Here is a 17586-nt window from a genome sequence, read left to right as displayed (position 1 = left end):
GGTACGCAGTACTGGACTCCCCAGCGCAACACCTCCTCCGCCGCCGCCCACCGGGAGCTCGCCGACCTCGTCGTCGCCCCGCGCTGCTGACGGACCCCGTCCTCCGCACCCCTCGCACGCTCTGGGGGAGCCTCGGGACGGGGGCGCGAAGGGCGACGGTGCCGAGGTGGGCCAACGCTGGGTAAGGTGAGCCTCACCTGCTCGGCCGGCGACCCGGCCTGCCCGCCGTCCCCAGGAGTCGCTCGTGGTGCAACGCACGGCGACCCGACCCGCCGGGGAGGTGAGCCCCCCGCCGCGCCGGGGTCTGCTGCAGGGCATGACCCCGCGGGTGCTGGGGCTGTGGCTGCTGCTGGCCGTCGTCGTGGCGGTCTGCGCGCTGAGCATCGCCGTCGGCACCCGGCCGATCGGCCTGGGCACCGTGTGGCAGGCGCTGATCGACCCGAGCACACCCGGCGACGAGACGGTGATCATCCGCGAGCTGCGGGTGCCGCGGACCCTGCTCGGTGTGCTCGCCGGCTCTGCCCTGGCCGTCTCCGGGGCACTGATGCAGGGCCACACCCGCAACCCGCTGGGCGACCCTGGCTTGCTCGGCGTCACCGCGGGCGCGTCGTTCGCCGTCGTCCTCTCGATCTGGCTGCTCGGGATCACCACGGCCGGCGGGTACGTGTGGTTCGCCTTCGCCGGCGCACTGCTGGGCAGCGTGGCGGTCTTCCTGATCGGCTCAGCGGGCCGCGGGGCGCCCAGCCCGGTGAGCCTGGCCCTCGCGGGCGCGGCCATCACCTACCTGCTCTACGCCCTGGTGCAGGCGGTCACGATCCGCGAGACGACGGCGCTGGACGCCTACCGGTTCTGGGTCGTCGGGGCGCTGGCCGGGCGGGACGCCGAGGTCGTCACCCAGGTCGCCCCCTCCATCGTGGTCGGCCTGGCGCTCGCCCTGGTCAACGCGCCGGCCCTGAACCTGCTGGGCCTCGGGGAGGACGTCGCCCGGGGACTGGGCCAGCGGGTCTGGCTGGCCCGCGTGGTCGGGCTGGCGGCGATCACCCTGCTCACCGGCGCCGCCACCGCCGCGTGCGGTCCGATCGCCTTCGTCGGGCTGGTGGTGCCACACGTCGCCCGGGCGATCACCGGCCCCGACCACCGCTGGCTGATCCCGTACTCCGCGCTGCTCGGCGTGGTCTTCCTGCTGCTCGCCGACGTGCTGGGCCGGGTGCTGGCCCGGCCGGGTGAGCTGCAGGTCGGCATCGTGCTCGCCGTCGTCGGTGCGCCGTTCTTCATCGCGCTGATCCGCCGCCGCCGGCTGGTGCAGCTGTGAGCACCACGGCGCCCACCCGGGCCACCACCCCCCGGTCCCGGCCCCGCCGGCCGCTGCGGATCGGCCCCGTCTCCACCACCTACCGGCTGCGCGACGTGCTGGTGCCGATCGCGGTCCTGCTGGTGCTGGTGCTGGCCGCCGCAGCCGGCCTCGGCCGCGGCGACTACCCGATCAGCGTGCTCGACGTGCTCGGCACACTGGTCGGGCTGGGCGACGAGACCCAGCGGTTGATCGTGTTCGAGCTGCGCGCCCCGCGGATCGCGGTGGCCGTGCTCGTCGGGGTGGCCCTCGGCCTGTCCGGCGCGCTCATCCAGACCTTCGCCCGCAACCCGCTCGCCAGCCCCGACATCCTGGGCGTCACCGGTGGGGCGGCGATCGGCGCGGTCAGCGTGATCGTGCTGGGCGGCACCGGCACCACCGCCGCGGGGCTGCTCGGCGGGATCGGCGTGCCCGCCGCGGCCCTGCTCGGCGGCATGGTCGTCGCCTTCCTGGTCTTCGGGCTCGCCTGGCGGTCCGGCGTCGACGGGTACCGGCTGGTGCTCATCGGCATCGCGTTGTCCGCGATGGCCCACGCGATCGTCAACTACCTGCTCACCCGCAGCGCCATCTGGGACGCCGCCGCCGCCAACGTGTGGATCACCGGGTCGCTGAACGGGCGGGGCTGGGAGCAGGCGCTGCCCCTGGCCCTGGCACTGCTGGTGCTGCTCCCCGCGGCCCTCGCGCTGAGCCGGGTGCTCGGCGTCCTGCAGTTCGGGGACGAGACGGCGCGCGCGCTCGGGGTGCGGGTCGCCCTGGCCCAGGGCATCGTCGTCGTGGTCGCGGTCTGCCTGGCCGCGTTCGCCGTGTCCGCGGCCGGGCCGATCCAGTTCGTCGCCCTCGTCGTCCCCCAGATCGCCGTCCGGCTGACCGGCGGGTCGCGCCCGCCGCTGGTCACCTCCGCCCTGCTGGGTGCGCTGCTGCTGGTCAGCAGCGACCTGGTCGCCCGCACTGCGCTGCCCGAGTCGTTCCCGGTCGGCGTGATCACCGCGATCGTCGGCGCCCCGTACCTGCTCTGGCTCCTCGTCCGCGGAAGGCGGCGATCGACCCTGTGACCGTGACCGAGCACCGCACCTCCTCCGCCACCGGTGTCCAGCAGCCCCCGTCGGTGCGACTGGCCGCCGAGGGCGTCCGGCTCGCCTACGGCGACAAGGTGGTCGTCGACGACCTGGACCTGCAGCTCCTCGACGGGTCGTTCACCGCGATCGTCGGCCCCAACGGGTGCGGCAAGTCCACCGTGCTGAAGGCCCTGGGCAGGCTGCTGCGACCGACCTCGGGCACCGTCCTGCTCGACGGCCGGGCGATCGGCGCCACCTCGACCCGCGACGTCGCCAAGGTGCTGGGCCTGCTGCCGCAGACGCCGCTGGCACCCGAGGGGCTCACCGTCGCCGACCTGGTCGCGCGTGGGCGGCACCCGCACCAGAGCTGGCTGCGGCAGTGGTCCTCCGACGACGAGGCCGTGGTCGCCGAGGCGCTGAGCTGGACCGACATGGCCGACCTCGCCGACTCACCGGTCGATGCGCTCTCCGGGGGGCAGCGCCAGCGTGCCTGGATCTCCATGGCGCTGGCCCAGGGCACCGACCTGCTGCTGCTCGACGAGCCGACGACCTACCTCGATCTCGCGCACCAGGTCGACGTGCTGGAGCTGGTGGGCCGGCTGCACGCGGAGAAGGGCCGGACCGTGGTGGTCGTGCTGCACGACCTCAACCTGGCCGCCCGGTACGCGAAGCGGCTGGTCGCGATGAAGGACGGCGTCCTGGTCGCCTCCGGGACCCCGGAGGAGGTGCTCACCGAGCAACTGCTGGCCGACGTCTTCGAGCTGGAGGCCCGGGTGGTGCCCGACCCGGTGACCGGCACCCCGATGGTGGTCCCGGTCCGCCGCCTCCGCGGCTGAAGGGCCCGGTGGCGACCCGGCGGCATGCGCCGGCGGGTCGCCACCGTGATCAGCGCGGCCCGGGCTGGGTGGGCTCGGGGTGTGCCTCGGTGTGGCCGTCGGGGCTCTGGCGCACGACCAGCTCGAAGTCGTCGCCGTGCCGGGTGATCCCGTCGACGACCGCCTGCTCGACGGCCTCGCTGGCGTACGTGCGGCGCAGCACCATCGGGTCCGAGCGCAGGTCCTTGGTCAGCGCGACCGCCAGCCCGATCATCACCACTGCGAAGGGCAGTGCGGCGATGATCGTCAGGTTCCGCAGCCCCTGCAGCGCCTCGTCGCCGCCGACGAGCAGCATCACGGCGGCCACGCCACCGGTCAGCAGCCCCCAGAAGACGACCATCTTCGAGGTCGGCTCACGGGTGCCGCGCTCGGAGAGCGACGCCATCACGATCGAGGCCGAGTCGGCGCCGGTGACGAAGAAGATCCCGACCAGCAGCATCACGATCACGCTGGTGACCGTGGCGAACGGCAGCTCCTGGAGCAGCCCGAACAGCTGGCCCTCGGCCGTCGCCTGCCCGGCGAGGTCCTGACCCGACCGCTGGGCGTCGATCCCGGCACCGCCGAAGATCGCGAACCAGAGCAGCGTCACGACGCTGGGCACGAGCAACACGCCGGTGATGAACTCGCGGATCGTGCGGCCCCGGCTGATCCGGGCGAGGAAGACGCCGACGAACGGCGTCCAGGAGATCCACCAGGCCCAGTAGAAGACCGTCCAGCCGGACAGCCACTCCGCCACGAGGTCGCCGCCGGATGCGTTCGTGCGGGCGGCCAGCTCGGGGAGGTCGGCCAGGTAGGAGCCCAGCGCGGTCGGCACCAGGTTGAGGATCAGCACCGTGGGGCCCACCACGAAGACGAACAGCGCCAGCACGAACGCCAGGACGACGTTGATGTTGGACAGCCACTGGATGCCGCGAGCGATGCCGGAGAACGCCGACGCCACGAACGCCGCGGTCAGCACCGCGATGATGCCGACCGTGGCGGCGTTGCCCACCGGGCCGAGCCAGCCGAGGATCTCCAGCCCGCTGCCGATCTGCAGGGCGCCGAGCCCGAGGGAGGCGGCGGTGCCGAACAGCGTGGCGAAGATGGCCAGGACGTCGATCACCTTGCCGGCCGGCCCCTCGGCGACTCCGCGGCCGAACAGCGAGGTGAACACCGAGGAGAGCAGCTGACCGCGGCCCCGACGGTAGGTGCCGTAGGCGACGGCCAGCCCGACCAGGGCGTACAGCGCCCACGGGTGCAGGGTCCAGTGGAACAGCGTGGTGGACAGTGCGGTGGTCACGGCTGCGTCGGTCTCGCCCGGGACGGTGCCCGGCGGCGGCGACACGTAGTGCGACAGCGGCTCGGAGACGCCGAAGAACATCAGCCCGATGCCCATCCCGGCGCTGAACATCATCGCGATCCAGCTGATCGTCCGGAACTCCGGCCGTTCGCCGTCCGCACCGAGCGGGATGCGGCCGTAGGCGCTGGCGGCGATCCACAGCACGAAGACGACCACGGCGGAGGCGAGCAGCACGAAGAACCAGCCGAGGTTGCCCTCGATCCAGCCGAGCGCGCTGCCGCTGGCCGAGCCCAGGCCGGTGGGGCTGAGGAAGCCCCAGGCGAGGAAGGCCAGGGTGATGACGGCGGCGATCCCGAAGACCGTGCGGTCCAGCTTCGGGCGGCGCTCGTGCTCCTGGCTCGGCGGCTGGGCGATCGCCGGGTGGGTCTGGCTGGGGACGTCGGGGTCGAGCACGTCATCGATCGTCTGGCCGGTCGCGCCGGCGTCGTCGACGGCCGGGGCCTGGTCGGCAGCCGGGGCCTGGTCGACGCCCGGGGCCTCGCCGCTGCGGGTCGAGCCGGATGAGGGCTGCCCGGGTGGGTTGTTCGGTGGGTTCGTCACGTGGCGTGGCGCCTGATCGGCGCCCCTCCCTTCGGGTCGGCGCGCAGGTCGAGCGAGCTGCCCCACACTCGGGACACCTCGTTGCACGGACCACCGTCCTTGCCCGCGGGCCCGGATGCAAATCCGTGGCGCGCGCACCAGCGGCCCCATCCACCCCGCACACACCACCCGCGCACCCCACGCACAGGTCCACCGGCCACACTGGAGGGTGATGAACGTGCTCGCCGCCGGCCCGGTCACCGACTTCTTCTACTGGCTCCGCGGACCCGCCCTCGACGCGCTCCTGATCGTGCTGGGCGCGCTGCTGGTGGCCCGGCTGGTCAGCTGGGCCGGGAACCGGATCACCGACCGGATCGACGCCGCCGCGACCGACTCCGACGCCCTGGTGCGCTCCGAGGCGGCCAAGCACCGGCACTCGCTGACCCAGGTGCTGACCTGGGCGGCGATCGTGCTGATCTGGTCCATCGCGGTCATCTTCGCCCTCGACCGGCTGGGGCTCCCGGTCACCGGGCTGGTCGCCCCGGCCACCGTGCTCGGCGTGGGGCTGGGCTTCGGCGCCCAGCGGGTCGTCGGTGACGTGCTGGCCGGCTTCTTCCTGATCACCGAGCGGCAGTACGGCTTCGGCGACGTCGTCTCCATCCAGGTGGTCGGTGGCATGGAGCCTGCGTCCGGGACGGTCGAGGACGTCACCCTGCGGATCACCCGGGTGCGCTCGGTCGACGGGGAGGTGGTGATCGTGCCCAACGGCCAGATCGTCAAGGTCACCAACCTCTCGCGCGACTGGGCCCGGGCCGTCGTCGACGTGCCGGTGCCTGCGACCGCGGACGTCACCCGGGTGCAGGAGGTGCTGCGGGAGGTCGGGCAACGCGCCTTCGCCGACCCGCGGCTGCACAAGCTGCTGCTCGACGAGCCCAGCGTGATGGGTGTGGAGAGCCTCTCGCTGGACGAGGTGAACCTGCGGGTCGTCGCCCGCACGCTGCCGGGCAAGCAGTTCGACGTGGGCCGCGACCTCCGGGCCCGGGTGGCGCTGGCGCTGTCCCGGGAGGGCGTGTCCCTCCGCGCCACCAACGTGCAGGACGGCGTGAGCATCCAGGAAGAGGCGTTGGCCGAGGACCGGGCACGCACGGGAGGAGCCGCATGAGCACGTCGTCGGACGACCAGCCGACCAGGGTCCTGCCGCAGGCCGCCCCCGCACAACCGTCCGCGGTCGCCGCCCCGGCCACCCGGCGCTCGCCGACCTGGCACGAGCGGGTGCCCTCGCACATCTGGCGGGCCCGCACCTCGACCGTGGTGCTCAGCGGCCTGTTCGTGGTGCTGTTCGTGCTCAACCTCTTCCTGCCCAGCCAGGACAGCGGGACGAGGACCATCACCACCTCCGACGGCGAGACACTCGAGGTGCCCTGCACCGTCGTGGAGTGCGACGAGCCGACGACGCCCCCGACGCCGGAGACGCCCGTCCCGGTCGTGCCGACCAGCCCGGTGCCGCCGGACGACGGGGAGGACGAGGAGCCCGTGAGCACGCCGTCCCGCACCACCCCCCGCGCGCCGACCCCCACACCGACGCCGACCCGGACCCCCTCGCCCACCAGCACGCCGACCCGGGACGAGACGACCGAGGCCGGGACGACGGAGCCCGAGGCCACCAGCACCGCGGACGAGACGACGCCGGACCCCACCGACTGAGCTCAGGACGAGGTGGGTCCGGCAGCATGAGCTGGACCGGGCGGGTTGCCGGGCTCGACGTCGACGGACGAGGCGGCGAACCACACCCCGGGGACGACCGGGTACGGCTGGGCGCCCAGGACGAAGGCGATGCTGGCCTCGAGCCCAGGTGTCACGGCCGCCACCTCCTCGGTCGTGGCCTCCGCGACACCGCCGTCGTCGTCGGTGCGGAGTGCCCAGCCTCCGGCTGACGCGTCCCACGTGGCTGCGCCGGCCCGGAGGAGCGCCTCCTCGTCCACGACGTCCACTGTGTAGGTCACCGACACCCGGTAAGTCGCCACCGGGCGATCGTGGCAGGTGCTGCCCAGCTCAGAACGAGGTGACGACGGCGATCCCCGGCTCGCGGCCCACCGCGGGCAGCGCAGCACCAGCGGCGTCCAGGCCGAGCTCCCGGGTGACCAGCAGCTCGGGGTGCAGCCGACCGGCCGTGATCAGCGAGAGCATCGCCGGGTAGTCGGCCGCCGCCATCCCGTGGCTGCCCAGCAGGGCCAGTTCGCCGGCGATCACCCGCTCCATCGGGATCTCCGGGCGGCCGAGCACCGGCGGCAGCAGCCCGACCTGCACGTGCCGACCCCGCGGTCGGAGGCTGCGGATCGAGTTCAGGCAGGTCACGGCGGCGCCGAGAGCGTCCAGCGAGACGTGCGCACCGCCGTCGGTCAGCTCGGCGATCACGCCGGGGACGTCGCCGGCGCCGTCCACCGTGTGCTCCGCACCGCAGGCCCGGGCCAGTTCGAGGGCGCCCGGGGTGATGTCGACGGCCACGACCCGGGCCCCGGCGGCCACCGCGACCTGGACCGCGGACAGCCCGACGCCGCCGCAGCCGTGCACCGCCACCCACTCGCCGGGCCGCACCCGGCCGACGCCGGTGACGGCCCGGAAGGCAGTGGCGAACCGGCAGCCCAGGCCGGCCGCGGTGGCGAACGGCATCTCGTCGGGCAGGGCGACCAGGTTGACGTCGGCCGCGTCCAGCGCGACGAACTCGGCCAGCGAACCCCAGTGCGTGAACCCGGGCTGGGTCTGGTTCAGGCAGACCTGACCGGCGCCGTCCCGGCACGGCCCGCAGTGCCCGCACGCGCAGACGAACGGCACGGTGACCCGGTCGCCCACCGACCAGGTCCGCACCCGGTCACCGACGGCGGCCACGGTGCCGGCCAGCTCGTGGCCGGGCACGTGCGGCAGGACGACGTCGGGGTCGTGGCCGGACCAGCCGTGCCAGTCGCTGCGGCAGATCCCGCTGGCGCCCACCCGGACGACGACGCCGTCCCGGCCGGGGGTCGGGTCGGGCACCGACCGGACCGTCAGCGGGCCACCGAACTCCTCGAACAAGAGCGCGCGCACCCCGACAGCCTCCCCCAGGGGCCGCAGTCGCGACCTCGGCCCCTGGGGGAGGGTGCGATCGCGGGTGAGTCTCAGTGGGCCAGCAGCTCCTGGAGCGCGGCGTCCGTGCCGCCGTCCACGTCGACCACCTTCGAACGGGCCGTCGCGCCGGTGACGAGCGTGACCGCGGAGCGGCGGACGCCGAAGGCGGCGGCCACCGCAGCCAACGCCGCCTCGGTCGCCCTGCCGTCGACCGCCCGCGCCGACACCCGGACGATGAGTGCGCCGTCGTGCTCGCCCCCGACCTCGGTACGCGATGCCCCCGGCCGCACCCTGATCGCCACCCGCACGCCAGCGAGTCTGCACTGAGCGTGATGTCACGTGTCTCCCGCGCTTATCACCCCCGGGACCCGCGTGGCAGAGGTGTGCCCCGTCGCCTACCGTCGGCAGCACGCGGTGCTCCAGCCAGACGTAGCGCGGTCCCTGTCGTCGCCGGTCGCCCGGCACCACCCGGAGCAGCCCGGGACCCACCCTGAGAGTGCAGATGACCGCAACCACGCTGGAGGGCTCCACGCCTCCCCCCGCCCGGGCGCCCCGCCCCGAGCGAGCCCGCGACCGTCAGGTCAGCGTCTACGCCGAGCTCTCCCAGCAGGTGAAGGACGCCGGGCTGCTGAACCGCCGCCGCCCGTACTACGTCGCGTCGATCGCGCTGACCGTGGCCGCCTTCGCCGGGGTCTGGGTGGCGATCGTGGCACTGGGCGACTCCTGGTGGCAGCTGGGCCTGGCCGTCGTCCTCTCGCTGGTCTGCACCCAGTTCGGCTTCCTGGGCCACGACACCGCGCACCGGCAGGCCTTCGGCTCGCACCGGGCCAACGAGTGGAACGCCCGGGTGCTCTCCTGCGGTTTCGCCGGCATCGGCTACGGCTGGTGGATGCAGAAGCACAACCGGCACCACAACGCCCCGAACCAGATGGGCAAGGACCCCGACATCGAGTCCGCGGTGCTGGCCTTCACGCCGGACGACGCCGAGGACCGGATGAGCGGCCTGCGTGGCTGGTGGACCCGGCACCAAGGTTGGGCGTTCTTCCCGCTGCTGTGCTTCGAGGGTGCCGCCCTGCACGCCAACAGCCTGGCCACCCTCGCCCGCGAGAAGACGATGCCGCACCGCCGGCTGGAGATCGCGATCATCGCGGCCCGGCTGGGGCTCTTCGTCGGGGCGGTCTTCCTGATCATGCCGCCGCTGCTGGCCGTGGCCTTCATCCTGGTCCAGCAGGCCGTGTTCGGTCTGCTGCTGGGTGGCTCGTTCGCGCCCAACCACAAGGGCATGCCGATCGTCCCGAAGAACGCCAAGGTCGACTTCCTGCGCCGTCAGGTGCTCATGTCGCGCAACATCAAGGGCGGCCGGGTCACCGACTTCATGATGGGCGGCCTGAACTACCAGATCGAGCACCACCTCTTCCCGAGCATGCCGCGGCCGAACCTGAAGAAGGTGCAGCCGATGGTGCGCGCACACTGCGCCCAGCACGGGATCAGCTACACCGAGACGTCGCTGGTCGGCTCGTACCGGATCGTCGTCCAGTACCTGAACCGCGTCGGGCTCGGCGAGCGCGACCCGTTCGTCTGCCCGCTGACGTCCTCGATCCGCAACTGAGGAAGGGTCCCGCTGCCTCGGAGCCCGGCAGCGGGGCCTCACCGTCCGGCGAACAGCACCAGCAGGACGACGAGGACGAAGAACGCCGCCAGGGCGAGCAGCCCGGCCCGATGTCGGCGTTCCGATCGCTCGCCGTCCAGCACCCGGCCGTGGACGTCGCCGGGGTCGGCGGGGGCCCGCCCGGCGAGGTCGCACACCAGGGCCGCCGCCGCTGCGCCGTCCACCTCGAGGAGCTCGCCCAGCCGGCCCAGCCCGTCGCCGACGAGCGCCCGGACGTCGGCCACCGGCGTGCCCAGCGCGTCGGCGACCGCCTCCTCCGACAGGCCCGCGCCGTACCGGAGTGCGAGGGCCACGCGCTGCCGCGGGAGCAGGTGGGCCAGCGCGGCCGCCGTCTCGTCCGACGGAACCGGATCCGAGTGTGCCGAGGAGAAACCGGGGATCCCGGTGGTGCCGGCCAGCAGCGGGGAGTCGCCGAGCGCCGCACCGACCCGGCTCCACCGTCGGCCCAGGTGCGCGGCCACCAGCTCCCGCCGGAGGGCGGACGTCGCCTCCTCCCGGTCCGCGAGCCGGTCCCAGCGGTGGTGGGCGGCGATCAGCGCCTCCTGCAGCAGGTCACCGGCCGCGCGACCGTCACCGGTCAACAGGTACGCCACGCGGAGGGACGGCGTCGACTCCGCGGCGACGAACTCCTCGAACGCCCCAGCGGTCATGCGCTCCCCGGCGACGCCACCGGCTCGGACCAGCCGGCCAGGTGCCCGATCCAGGCGAGCCCCAGCCAGGCGCCGGTCAGCGAACCGTGCGCCGACCCGTTGCTGACGGTCAGCGTCCACTCCGCCTCCGGGTGGCGGGGCGAGCGTGAGCCGGTGCCCGGCACCGCCGACACCACCCGCCACGCCTCCACCGGCAGCCGTCGCGCCGGCCTCCCCGCCGGGGTCGCCCAGACCCCGGTCCGCGTCGCCTGCACCAGCTCGGACGGGCCGGACTCGGGCAGCCGCAGGGTCAGCGGACCGAGGTCCAGGTAGTCGTCCGGGTCGGCCGGCAGGCTCCACGTGGGTCGACGAGCCCCGGTCCCGGCGTCCGCGCCCAGGGTCGCCACCGCGGAGACCAGGTGGACGACCCCGCCGAGGAACCGGCCGGCCCGCCGGGCCGCTGAGGTGTCATCGACGGTCCAGGAGACCTGACGGCGCAGCTCTTCGGCGCTCATCCGCTCAGCCCTCCTGCCGCACCCGGCGGACGGCGCGGTGCTGGTCGAGCCGGTCGGTGTAGCTCTGGGCGTTCAGCTCGATCGCCGTGCGGTCGTCCTCGGTGGTCTCCCGTCGCACCTTGGCCGGCACCCCGGCGACCAAGGAGTTCGGTGGGATCTGCGCGCCCTGCATGACCACCGCGCCGGCGGCGACGATCGAGCCGGAGCCGATGTGCGCACCGTTGAGCACGGTGCTGCCCATGCCCACCAGCACGTGGTCGTCGACCCGGGCGCCGTGCAGCACGACGTTGTGGCCGACGGTCACGCCGCGGCCGATCACCAGTGGGTGCCCGGGGTCGCTGTGCAGGGTCGAGCCGTCCTGGACGTTCGAGTCCGCGCCGATCTCGATGACCTCCGAGTCGGCCCGGGCGATCGCGCCGTACCAGATGCTGGCCCGCGGGCCCATGGTCACCTTGCCGACCACGACGGCGGTGGGGGCGACGAACGCCTGCTCGTCGATCTCCGGGGCACCGAAGTCGAGGGCTCCGATGTAGCTGTCAGCCACGTTGCTGCACTCCTCACCGAGGGGGCGGGCGGTTCCCGCTGCTGCGCGCAGCACATCACACCGGCTCGTCGGCGCCCCACTCGGCGAGGAAGTCGGACGGGGAGCGCTCCGCCAGTTGCCGCCGGACCTGCGCCAGCATGTCGCCGGGGTGCATCGGGTCACCGGCCCAGACGCGCAGCACCTCGGCGCCGTCGGCCCGCCGGGTGACCACCACGTCGTGCAGGGACGGCCCGGGGATCAGCCCCCAGGCCAGCTCGGCCACGAACGCGGCCGCCAGCCGTGCACCGCGCAGCACCCGGCCACCGCGGCGCGGCTGCAGCGTCGCCTCGTACAGCTCCGCCGCCCGGACGCCGTCCGTCGCCCTGCCTGGATCGCTCACCGACCCAGCCTGCCGAACACCGATCGCGGTGTCACTCCCCGTCGGGGCTGAAGACGTCCTCGATCCGGCAGCCGAAGAGCGCGGCGATCCGGAACGCGAGCGGCAGGCTGGGGTCGAAGCGGCCCTTCTCCAGCGAGATCACCGTCTGCCGCGAGACGCCCAGCTCCTGGGCCAGTTGCCCCTGTGACCAGCCGCGGGCCTGCCGCCGGTCGGCCAGGTCGTTGCGCACTCAGGCGGCGCGACGGCGCAGCACGGTCAGCCGCACCGCGACGTCGGCGAAGGCGAACAGGATCAGCCACATGAGCACCGAGGAGGCCGCGAGATCCAGGTCCGTGACCGCCAGTGCGAGCGCGCCGAGCCCGGCGACGATCACCAGGTCGAGGAAGGCGGCGGAGCTGCTCCGCTGCAACCACTGGTGCTCGATCGTCTCCTCGACGTGCGCCGGCGGGTCCTCTCCGGTCACGCCGGAGAGGAACACCAGCCAGCCCACGCCGTAGGCCGGCGTGGACGTGCAGAAGGCGAAGACGACGGCGCGCAGCCAGAACTCGTCGGGTTCGAAGGCGCCGGCGAGGACGCCGATCCCGCTGGCGATCAGCAGTCCGGTGAGCGCGGCGGCGATGTGACGGCGGACCATGCACGACTCCTCGGTGACAAGCTCGCTTGACACGTGCAGTCGACCAGCCCCGCGGTCGAGTGTCAAGCACGCTTCACACGCCGGGTCAGAGGTCGACCTCGGCCATCACCCGGGGGATCTCCGGCGGCAGCTCCCGGGCCAGGAAACCCAGCTGCCCGACCGTCGCGGCCAGCCGCTCACCGGCCCGGCCGTGCAGGTGCGCGGTCCAGACGGCAGCCTGGGCCGGCTCCGCGCCGCGGGCCAGCAGTCCGGCGACGATCCCGGCGCGCACGTCGCCGGAGCCGGAGACCCCGAGCCCGGCGCCGCCGCTCTCGTCCGCCCAGAGCCGGCCGTCGGGGGCAGCGACCCAGCTGGTCACCCCGCCCAGGGCGACGACGGCGCCGGTCTGCTCGGCCAGCTGCCGGGCCGCCCCTGCCGGGTCGTCCTCCAGCTCTTCTTGTTCCACGTGCAACGCGATCGCCAGCTCCGTGGGGTTGGGGGTCAGCACCACGTTGCCGCCCAGGTGCTCCAGGCACGCCGGGTCGGCGGTGACGGCGGCCAGCCCGAGCGCGTCGAGGGCGACCGGTCCCTGGAGCTCGGGCAGCAACTGCTCGACCAGTCGCCGGGTCTCGGGCTCGTCGGCCATGCCCGGCCCGATCAGCACCGCGGAGGCCTGCCGGGCCAGGTCCAGGAACAGCTCGGCCGAGGAGCCTTGGATGGCGCCGGCCTCGGTGGACGGCACGCCGCGCACCAGCGCCTCGGGCAGCGAGATGGAGACGTGCGGTGCGACCTTGGACGGGACGACGACCTGGAGCTTCCCGGCTCCGGACCGCAGCGCGGCCTCGGCGGCCAGCAGGACGGCGCCCACGGTCTCGGTGCTCCCGCCGACGACCAGGATCGAGCCACGGGCCTCCTTGCCGCCGGTCGGCTCGGGCAGCCGCCAGTCGCGGAGCACCTGAGGGCTGACCAAGGTGTGGTCAGGCCGGGGACGGGACATCGGTCTCCTCGGTCACGGGGGCACCGTCGCCCCGGTCGGCGTCGTCGAGGTGGTCGACGCCGTTGAAGCCGGCCAGCCGGAACAGCCCGCCGTCGGCGGACTCGTAGCGGGTCACGGAGGTGTTGGCGACCTGCTCGGCCCGGTCGATCTCCAGCAACTGCTGCTCGGAGAGCTCCTCCAACACGTACCGGAACACCATGATCACGGCCTGGTGCGAGACGCAGAGCAGCCGCTCGCCGTCGTGCCGCAGCGCCTCGGTGGCCAGCAGGCTGCGCACCCGCAGGGCGACGTCGGCCCAGCTCTCCCCGCCGGGGGGCCGGTAGTAGAACTTGCCGAGCAGCTCCCGGCGGCCGGCCTCGTCCGGGTGCTCCTCGCGGATGCCCTGCCCGGTCATGCCGTCGAAGACGCCGAAGTCCCGCTCCCGCAGCCGCTCGTCGTAGCGGATGGTCAGGTCCAGCCCGCTGGCCGCCACCGCGCGCCGGGCGGTCTCGGCCGCGCGGCTGAACGGCGAGCTCAGCACCGTGGTCGGGCGCTCGTCCTCCGGCAGCCCCGCCAGCCATGCGCCGAGGGCGTCGGCCTGACGCTCGCCGGTGTCCGACAGCGGGACGTCGGGGTCGCGGACGTCGAGCTCCAGCCGGCCCGAACCGGTCTCGTGCGCGTGCGCATCGGCCAGGTTGCCCACGCTCTCGCCGTGCCGCACCACCCACAGGGCGGTGGGGCCAGGTGCCCGTGCCATCCGTCGTCCCGTCCGTCGTCGCGGCGCCCCTGCTGGGCGCCGTCCGCCCTGCGGTAGCCGACCGGTCGCCCGGACAAACCGGGAGCCGGGCCCCCTGGACGGCGCGCGTGCCGCTGCGGACGATGGCCGACGTGGCCGACGACAGCACGTTCGAGACCCGGGCCTTCCCGACCCCCGCTGACTTCGACGCCTGGCTGGCGACCGAGCACGACCGGGCACCGGGCCTGTTCCTGAAGATCGCCAAGAAGTCGGCCGGCATCCCGTCCCTGACCGCGGCCGAGGCGGTGGAGGTGGCGCTCTGCCACGGCTGGATCGACGGCCGGGGCAACCGGGTGGACGACGACTGGTTCACCGTCCGGTACACGCCCCGGCGGCCGAAGAGCGTCTGGTCGCAGAAGAACGTGGAGACGGTGGGTCGGCTGATCGCCGACGGCCGGATGCGCCCGGCCGGGCTGGCCGCGGTCGAGGCCGCGCAGGCCGACGGTCGCTGGGACCGCGCCTATGCCGGGCCCGCCACGATCACCGTGCCCGACGACCTGGCCGCCGCGCTGGCGGCCGCCCCGGCAGCCCAGGAGGCGTTCGCCGGGCTCGACGGGGCCAACCGGTACGCCGTGCTGTGGCGGGTGCACACCGCCGTCACGCCGCAGACCCGGGCCAAGCGGATCGCGGCCTGCGTGCAGCTGCTCGAGGAGGGTCGCCGCATCCACGAGTAGCTCGGCGGGGCCTCCTCAGCCGGTGACGCGGCGGGCGCTGACGTAGCCGCCCTTGTCCACGCTGGTGACCGCGACCGGGCGGCCGGAGACGCTGGCGTGCACCATCTGGCCGTTGCCGATGTACATCCCCACGTGGCTGATCGGCGAGTAGAAGAAGACCAGGTCGCCGGGCTGCAGGTCGGCCCGCGCGACGGCGACACCCAGCTGGGACTGGGCGCGGCTGGAGTGCGGCAACGAGATCCCGGCCGCGGCGTAGGCGTACTGGGTCAGGCCGGAGCAGTCGAAGGAGTCCGGCCCCTCGGCACCGATGCCGTACATGTCGCCGATCTGGGCGAGCGCGGTCTCCACGGCGACCCCGGCGGCCGCAGTGGGGGCCGGCGCGGGGGCGGGGGCGGCGACCTCGGGCCCGGAGATGACGTTGTGCACCCGCACCTGGTCGGCGGCCGACAGCCGGGCGAGGTCGGCCTGGTAACCGGCGAGCTCACCCTCCAGCTGGTCCTTCTGCGCCCGCAGCTCGGCCTCCGCCGCCTTTGCGGCCGCCGCGGCGACGGTGGCCTCCTGCTGTGCCTGCTCGGCGGCGGACCGGACGGTGGCGGCCGTGGCGACGATGGCGTCGGCGTGCGTGGCCAGCTGGTCGAGGGTGTTCATCTGTTGGATCAGGTCGTCGGCCGAACCGCTGGTCAGGAAGGCGGCGAGCCGGCCGCGGGTGGTGCCGACGTACCCGGTCTGGGCGATCGCCCGCAGCTGCGGCTCCAGGGCGGCGAGCTGCGCCTGTGCCTGGGCGGCCGTGGCAGCGGCGGCGTCCGCGGCGGCCTGGTGCTGTTCGGCGGCGGCCTCGGCCTCGTGGACCTGCTCGTCCAGGGCCGTGATCTCCAGCCCGGCGTCGGTGACGGCCTTCCGGGCCTCGGCCGCGGTGCTCGGGGCGGCGGCACCGATCGACGGGGTCAGGACGACGGCCGCGCCGACGGTCAGCGCGAGGGCGGCAGCGCGCGTCCACCGCCGGTGGGTCGATCGGTTCACTGGACCTCCGTCTGCGCACGTTCCGCCCGGGGAGGGGCGAGGGGCTCCGTGCACGTCTCGACGGACGGTAGGGAGATCGCGCTCTTGTCAAGAGGCGCGGCGCGCCGGGACCGATCGGTCCACAGTGGACCTCAGTCCCACAGGCCCCGTGCGCCTCTCCTGCCCCGCGCGGGCGCGATGATGCGGTCGGCGACGGCGCCGGTGGCGAAGGAGTAGACGGCCTTGTGCGCCACGTCGACCACCTGGTCCCGCCGGGACCAGGTCCACGGCGGCGCGCCCACGCCCGTGACGTTCTCCAGGGTCTGGTCGACCGCCAGCCGCACGGAGGTGTGCCAGGCGGAGGCACGCACGCCGCGCAGACCCGCCGCGGCCCAGACCCCACGCAGTGCGCCGACGGCGGCGCCGGTGCCCCAGTGCATGAGGTGGTTGCGCACCGGTGGGCGCGCGGACCCGGGGAGCCGCCGCCCGGTGGCCAGGGCGGTGAGCGTCCGGGCCGGGACGTAGGAGTCCGGGCGACCGGTCACCTGCTGTTCGAGCTTCTCCCCCGCCGTCATGACCGCCACCCCGGCCAGCCCGGCCACCGCACCGCGTACCGCTGCTCTCGCCCACATGGGCACCGGGCTACCCGGGGTGCGGACCCGGCAAAGACGACGAGCCGCCCACCGGTTCCCCGGTGGGCGGCTCGGTCGGATCTGGTGGGTTCAGCCGGCGGCCGGCTCCGAGGCGTCCAGGGCCTCGACCGCAGCGACGTCGCGCAGGATCGCGGACAGCTCGGCCGACGTCCACGCCTCACAGCAGTCGCAGGTGCCGGTCGGGGTGAAGCTGCGCAGGCCGAGGCTGCCACCGGCCTGGTCCTCGGCGAGGGACAGCTGGCCGTCCTCCGGGTTGCGGTGGCATCGACACGACGAGGCGCACATGCCCAGGCCCCACCCGGAGACGATCACGGACGGGCCGTTGTCGTGGACCTTGCCCACCTGGAAGATCGAGGGCTTCTGGCAGTACGTCATGTGGAGCTCCCCTCGCCGTCCTGCCGGGGAGGCAGGGGGTCGTCGTCGGCGTTCGTGGGGAAGTAGACACGAATCGCGTTTCATGTCCGTGACGCAGGGGCATGAAACGCGGTTTCCTCGTCGAGTTGCACACACCCGCCACACCCACCCCGCCCATCCCGGCCGCCTCGCGGACCGCACCCCGCCCCAGCAGTGCCGTGGCGTGGGCGTCCCGGCCGTGGAGCGGTGCGCGTGCATCCGCCGGCGACCGGCGGGGTAGGGGCCGGCCATGTCGATGAGCGCACCCATGGAGCCGAACCTGCCGAACGCGGACGACGGGATCCCCGCGGCCGATCCCGGGGCCGGGGCCCCGCCGACGGCCGAGGGCTTCGGCGTCGGTGGCGAGGAGCCGGACGCCCCCGAGGAGGGCACGGACGACGCCGAGGCGGCGCCGTCGACGGAGACGGCCTTCCAGACCCCCGAGCCCGACGACGTCGGCCGCGGACCCGTCACCCCCTGACCGTTCCGGCCGGGCTCCACGGGG

At 74.1% G+C, this 17586-nt stretch carries 23 protein-coding genes; 8 read left to right on the top strand and 15 right to left on the bottom strand.

The annotated features are described in order from the left end of the window. Window positions 1-280 precede the first annotated feature (280 nt). Genes O2V63_RS15035 through O2V63_RS15025 form a run of 3 tightly spaced genes read left to right on the top strand, consistent with a single transcriptional unit; the run spans window position 281 to window position 3242 of the window. Window positions 281-1312 carry a FecCD family ABC transporter permease gene (locus tag O2V63_RS15035; RefSeq protein ID WP_269168366.1) on the top strand — a complete coding sequence of 344 codons (1032 nt, stop codon included), beginning with the start codon at window positions 281-283 and terminating at the stop codon, window positions 1310-1312. Continuing rightward, the gene (locus tag O2V63_RS15030) at window positions 1309-2403 is read left to right on the top strand and encodes a FecCD family ABC transporter permease (protein ID WP_269168365.1); all 1095 of its coding nucleotides are present in this window, start codon (window positions 1309-1311) and stop codon (window positions 2401-2403) included. Before O2V63_RS15035 ends, O2V63_RS15030 begins: the two co-directional genes overlap by 4 nt. Before the next feature lie 2 nt (window positions 2404-2405). Further along, window positions 2406-3242 (top strand): ABC transporter ATP-binding protein, encoded by an 837-nt coding sequence (locus O2V63_RS15025; protein ID WP_269168364.1) that lies wholly within the window; start codon window positions 2406-2408, stop codon window positions 3240-3242. A gap of 49 nt (window positions 3243-3291) precedes the next feature. On the opposite strand, the gene O2V63_RS15020 is transcribed toward O2V63_RS15025, so the two are convergent. Then, window positions 3292-5160: a BCCT family transporter gene (locus O2V63_RS15020; RefSeq protein WP_269168363.1), complete on the bottom strand. Its 1869-nt coding sequence runs from the start codon at window positions 5158-5160 to the stop codon at window positions 3292-3294. 211 nt (window positions 5161-5371) lie between these two features. On the opposite strand from O2V63_RS15020, the gene O2V63_RS15015 reads away from it, so the two are divergent. Continuing rightward, window positions 5372-6301 (top strand): mechanosensitive ion channel family protein, encoded by a 930-nt coding sequence (locus O2V63_RS15015; protein WP_269168362.1) that lies wholly within the window; start codon window positions 5372-5374, stop codon window positions 6299-6301. Then, a complete protein-coding gene (locus O2V63_RS15010) occupies window positions 6298-6843 on the top strand; it encodes a hypothetical protein (RefSeq protein WP_269168361.1) in 546 nt (181 codons plus the stop codon). Before O2V63_RS15015 ends, O2V63_RS15010 begins: the two co-directional genes overlap by 4 nt. 2 nt (window positions 6844-6845) lie before the next feature. Here O2V63_RS15010 and O2V63_RS15005 read toward each other — a convergent pair whose 3' ends face one another. The 3 genes from O2V63_RS15005 to O2V63_RS14995 all read right to left on the bottom strand — a co-directional run bounded on the left by O2V63_RS15005 (window position 6846) and on the right by O2V63_RS14995 (window position 8549). Next, window positions 6846-7142: a hypothetical protein gene (locus tag O2V63_RS15005; RefSeq protein WP_269168360.1), complete on the bottom strand. Its 297-nt coding sequence runs from the start codon at window positions 7140-7142 to the stop codon at window positions 6846-6848. Window positions 7143-7191: 49 nt separating this feature from the next. Next, entirely contained in the window at window positions 7192-8220 is a 1029-nt protein-coding gene (locus tag O2V63_RS15000) for a zinc-dependent alcohol dehydrogenase family protein (protein ID WP_269168359.1), read from the bottom strand. Between the two features lie 71 nt (window positions 8221-8291). Continuing rightward, window positions 8292-8549: a DUF167 domain-containing protein gene (locus O2V63_RS14995; RefSeq protein ID WP_269168358.1), complete on the bottom strand. Its 258-nt coding sequence runs from the start codon at window positions 8547-8549 to the stop codon at window positions 8292-8294. A 194-nt stretch (window positions 8550-8743) separates the two neighbouring features. On the opposite strand from O2V63_RS14995, the gene O2V63_RS14990 reads away from it, so the two are divergent. Further along, window positions 8744-9850 carry a fatty acid desaturase family protein gene (locus O2V63_RS14990; protein ID WP_269168357.1) on the top strand — a complete coding sequence of 369 codons (1107 nt, stop codon included), beginning with the start codon at window positions 8744-8746 and terminating at the stop codon, window positions 9848-9850. Window positions 9851-9888: 38 nt separating this feature from the next. On the opposite strand, the gene O2V63_RS14985 is transcribed toward O2V63_RS14990, so the two are convergent. The 8 genes from O2V63_RS14985 to O2V63_RS14950 all read right to left on the bottom strand — a co-directional run bounded on the left by O2V63_RS14985 (window position 9889) and on the right by O2V63_RS14950 (window position 14323). Beyond that, window positions 9889-10560: a sigma factor-like helix-turn-helix DNA-binding protein gene (locus tag O2V63_RS14985; RefSeq protein WP_269168356.1), complete on the bottom strand. Its 672-nt coding sequence runs from the start codon at window positions 10558-10560 to the stop codon at window positions 9889-9891. Further along, window positions 10557-11054, bottom strand: a complete 498-nt coding sequence (locus O2V63_RS14980; protein WP_269168355.1) for a hypothetical protein — start codon at window positions 11052-11054, stop codon at window positions 10557-10559. Before O2V63_RS14980 ends, O2V63_RS14985 begins: the two co-directional genes overlap by 4 nt. Before the next feature lie 4 nt (window positions 11055-11058). Then, entirely contained in the window at window positions 11059-11598 is a 540-nt protein-coding gene (locus tag O2V63_RS14975) for a gamma carbonic anhydrase family protein (protein ID WP_269168354.1), read from the bottom strand. A gap of 55 nt (window positions 11599-11653) precedes the next feature. Beyond that, a complete protein-coding gene (locus O2V63_RS14970) occupies window positions 11654-11977 on the bottom strand; it encodes a hypothetical protein (RefSeq protein ID WP_269168353.1) in 324 nt (107 codons plus the stop codon). Between the two features lie 31 nt (window positions 11978-12008). Beyond that, the gene (locus tag O2V63_RS14965; protein WP_269168352.1) at window positions 12009-12206 is read right to left on the bottom strand and encodes a helix-turn-helix transcriptional regulator; all 198 of its coding nucleotides are present in this window, start codon (window positions 12204-12206) and stop codon (window positions 12009-12011) included. After that, on the bottom strand, window positions 12207-12611 hold the full coding sequence (locus tag O2V63_RS14960; RefSeq protein WP_269168351.1) for a hypothetical protein: 405 nt from the start codon (window positions 12609-12611) through the stop codon (window positions 12207-12209). Window positions 12612-12696: 85 nt separating this feature from the next. Beyond that, the gene (locus O2V63_RS14955) at window positions 12697-13587 is read right to left on the bottom strand and encodes an NAD(P)H-hydrate dehydratase (RefSeq protein ID WP_269168350.1); all 891 of its coding nucleotides are present in this window, start codon (window positions 13585-13587) and stop codon (window positions 12697-12699) included. Beyond that, window positions 13568-14323 (bottom strand): histidine phosphatase family protein, encoded by a 756-nt coding sequence (locus tag O2V63_RS14950; RefSeq protein WP_269168349.1) that lies wholly within the window; start codon window positions 14321-14323, stop codon window positions 13568-13570. Before O2V63_RS14950 ends, O2V63_RS14955 begins: the two co-directional genes overlap by 20 nt. Before the next feature lie 107 nt (window positions 14324-14430). Between O2V63_RS14950 and O2V63_RS14945 the strand changes: the two genes are divergently transcribed. Beyond that, complete coding sequence (locus O2V63_RS14945; protein ID WP_269168348.1) at window positions 14431-15036, top strand: YdeI/OmpD-associated family protein; 606 nt, start codon at window positions 14431-14433, stop codon at window positions 15034-15036. A 15-nt stretch (window positions 15037-15051) separates the two neighbouring features. On the opposite strand, the gene O2V63_RS14940 is transcribed toward O2V63_RS14945, so the two are convergent. The 3 genes from O2V63_RS14940 to O2V63_RS14930 form a co-directional block, all read right to left on the bottom strand. After that, window positions 15052-16056, bottom strand: coding sequence for a C40 family peptidase (locus tag O2V63_RS14940; RefSeq protein WP_269168347.1), 1005 nt, complete (start codon window positions 16054-16056; stop codon window positions 15052-15054). A 131-nt stretch (window positions 16057-16187) separates the two neighbouring features. Then, the gene (locus O2V63_RS14935; RefSeq protein ID WP_269168346.1) at window positions 16188-16667 is read right to left on the bottom strand and encodes a hypothetical protein; all 480 of its coding nucleotides are present in this window, start codon (window positions 16665-16667) and stop codon (window positions 16188-16190) included. Between the two features lie 90 nt (window positions 16668-16757). Next, the gene (locus O2V63_RS14930) at window positions 16758-17063 is read right to left on the bottom strand and encodes a hypothetical protein (RefSeq protein WP_036335899.1); all 306 of its coding nucleotides are present in this window, start codon (window positions 17061-17063) and stop codon (window positions 16758-16760) included. 274 nt (window positions 17064-17337) lie between these two features. On the opposite strand from O2V63_RS14930, the gene O2V63_RS14925 reads away from it, so the two are divergent. Further along, on the top strand, window positions 17338-17562 hold the full coding sequence (locus O2V63_RS14925; protein ID WP_269168345.1) for a hypothetical protein: 225 nt from the start codon (window positions 17338-17340) through the stop codon (window positions 17560-17562). Window positions 17563-17586 lie beyond the last annotated feature (24 nt).

The sequence above is a fragment of the Modestobacter sp. VKM Ac-2977 genome (assembly GCF_026968045.1).
Lineage (GTDB): Bacteria > Actinomycetota > Actinomycetes > Mycobacteriales > Geodermatophilaceae > Modestobacter.
Note: the sequence above shows the minus strand (reverse complement) of the source record. Positions and strands in the feature narration are given on the sequence as shown.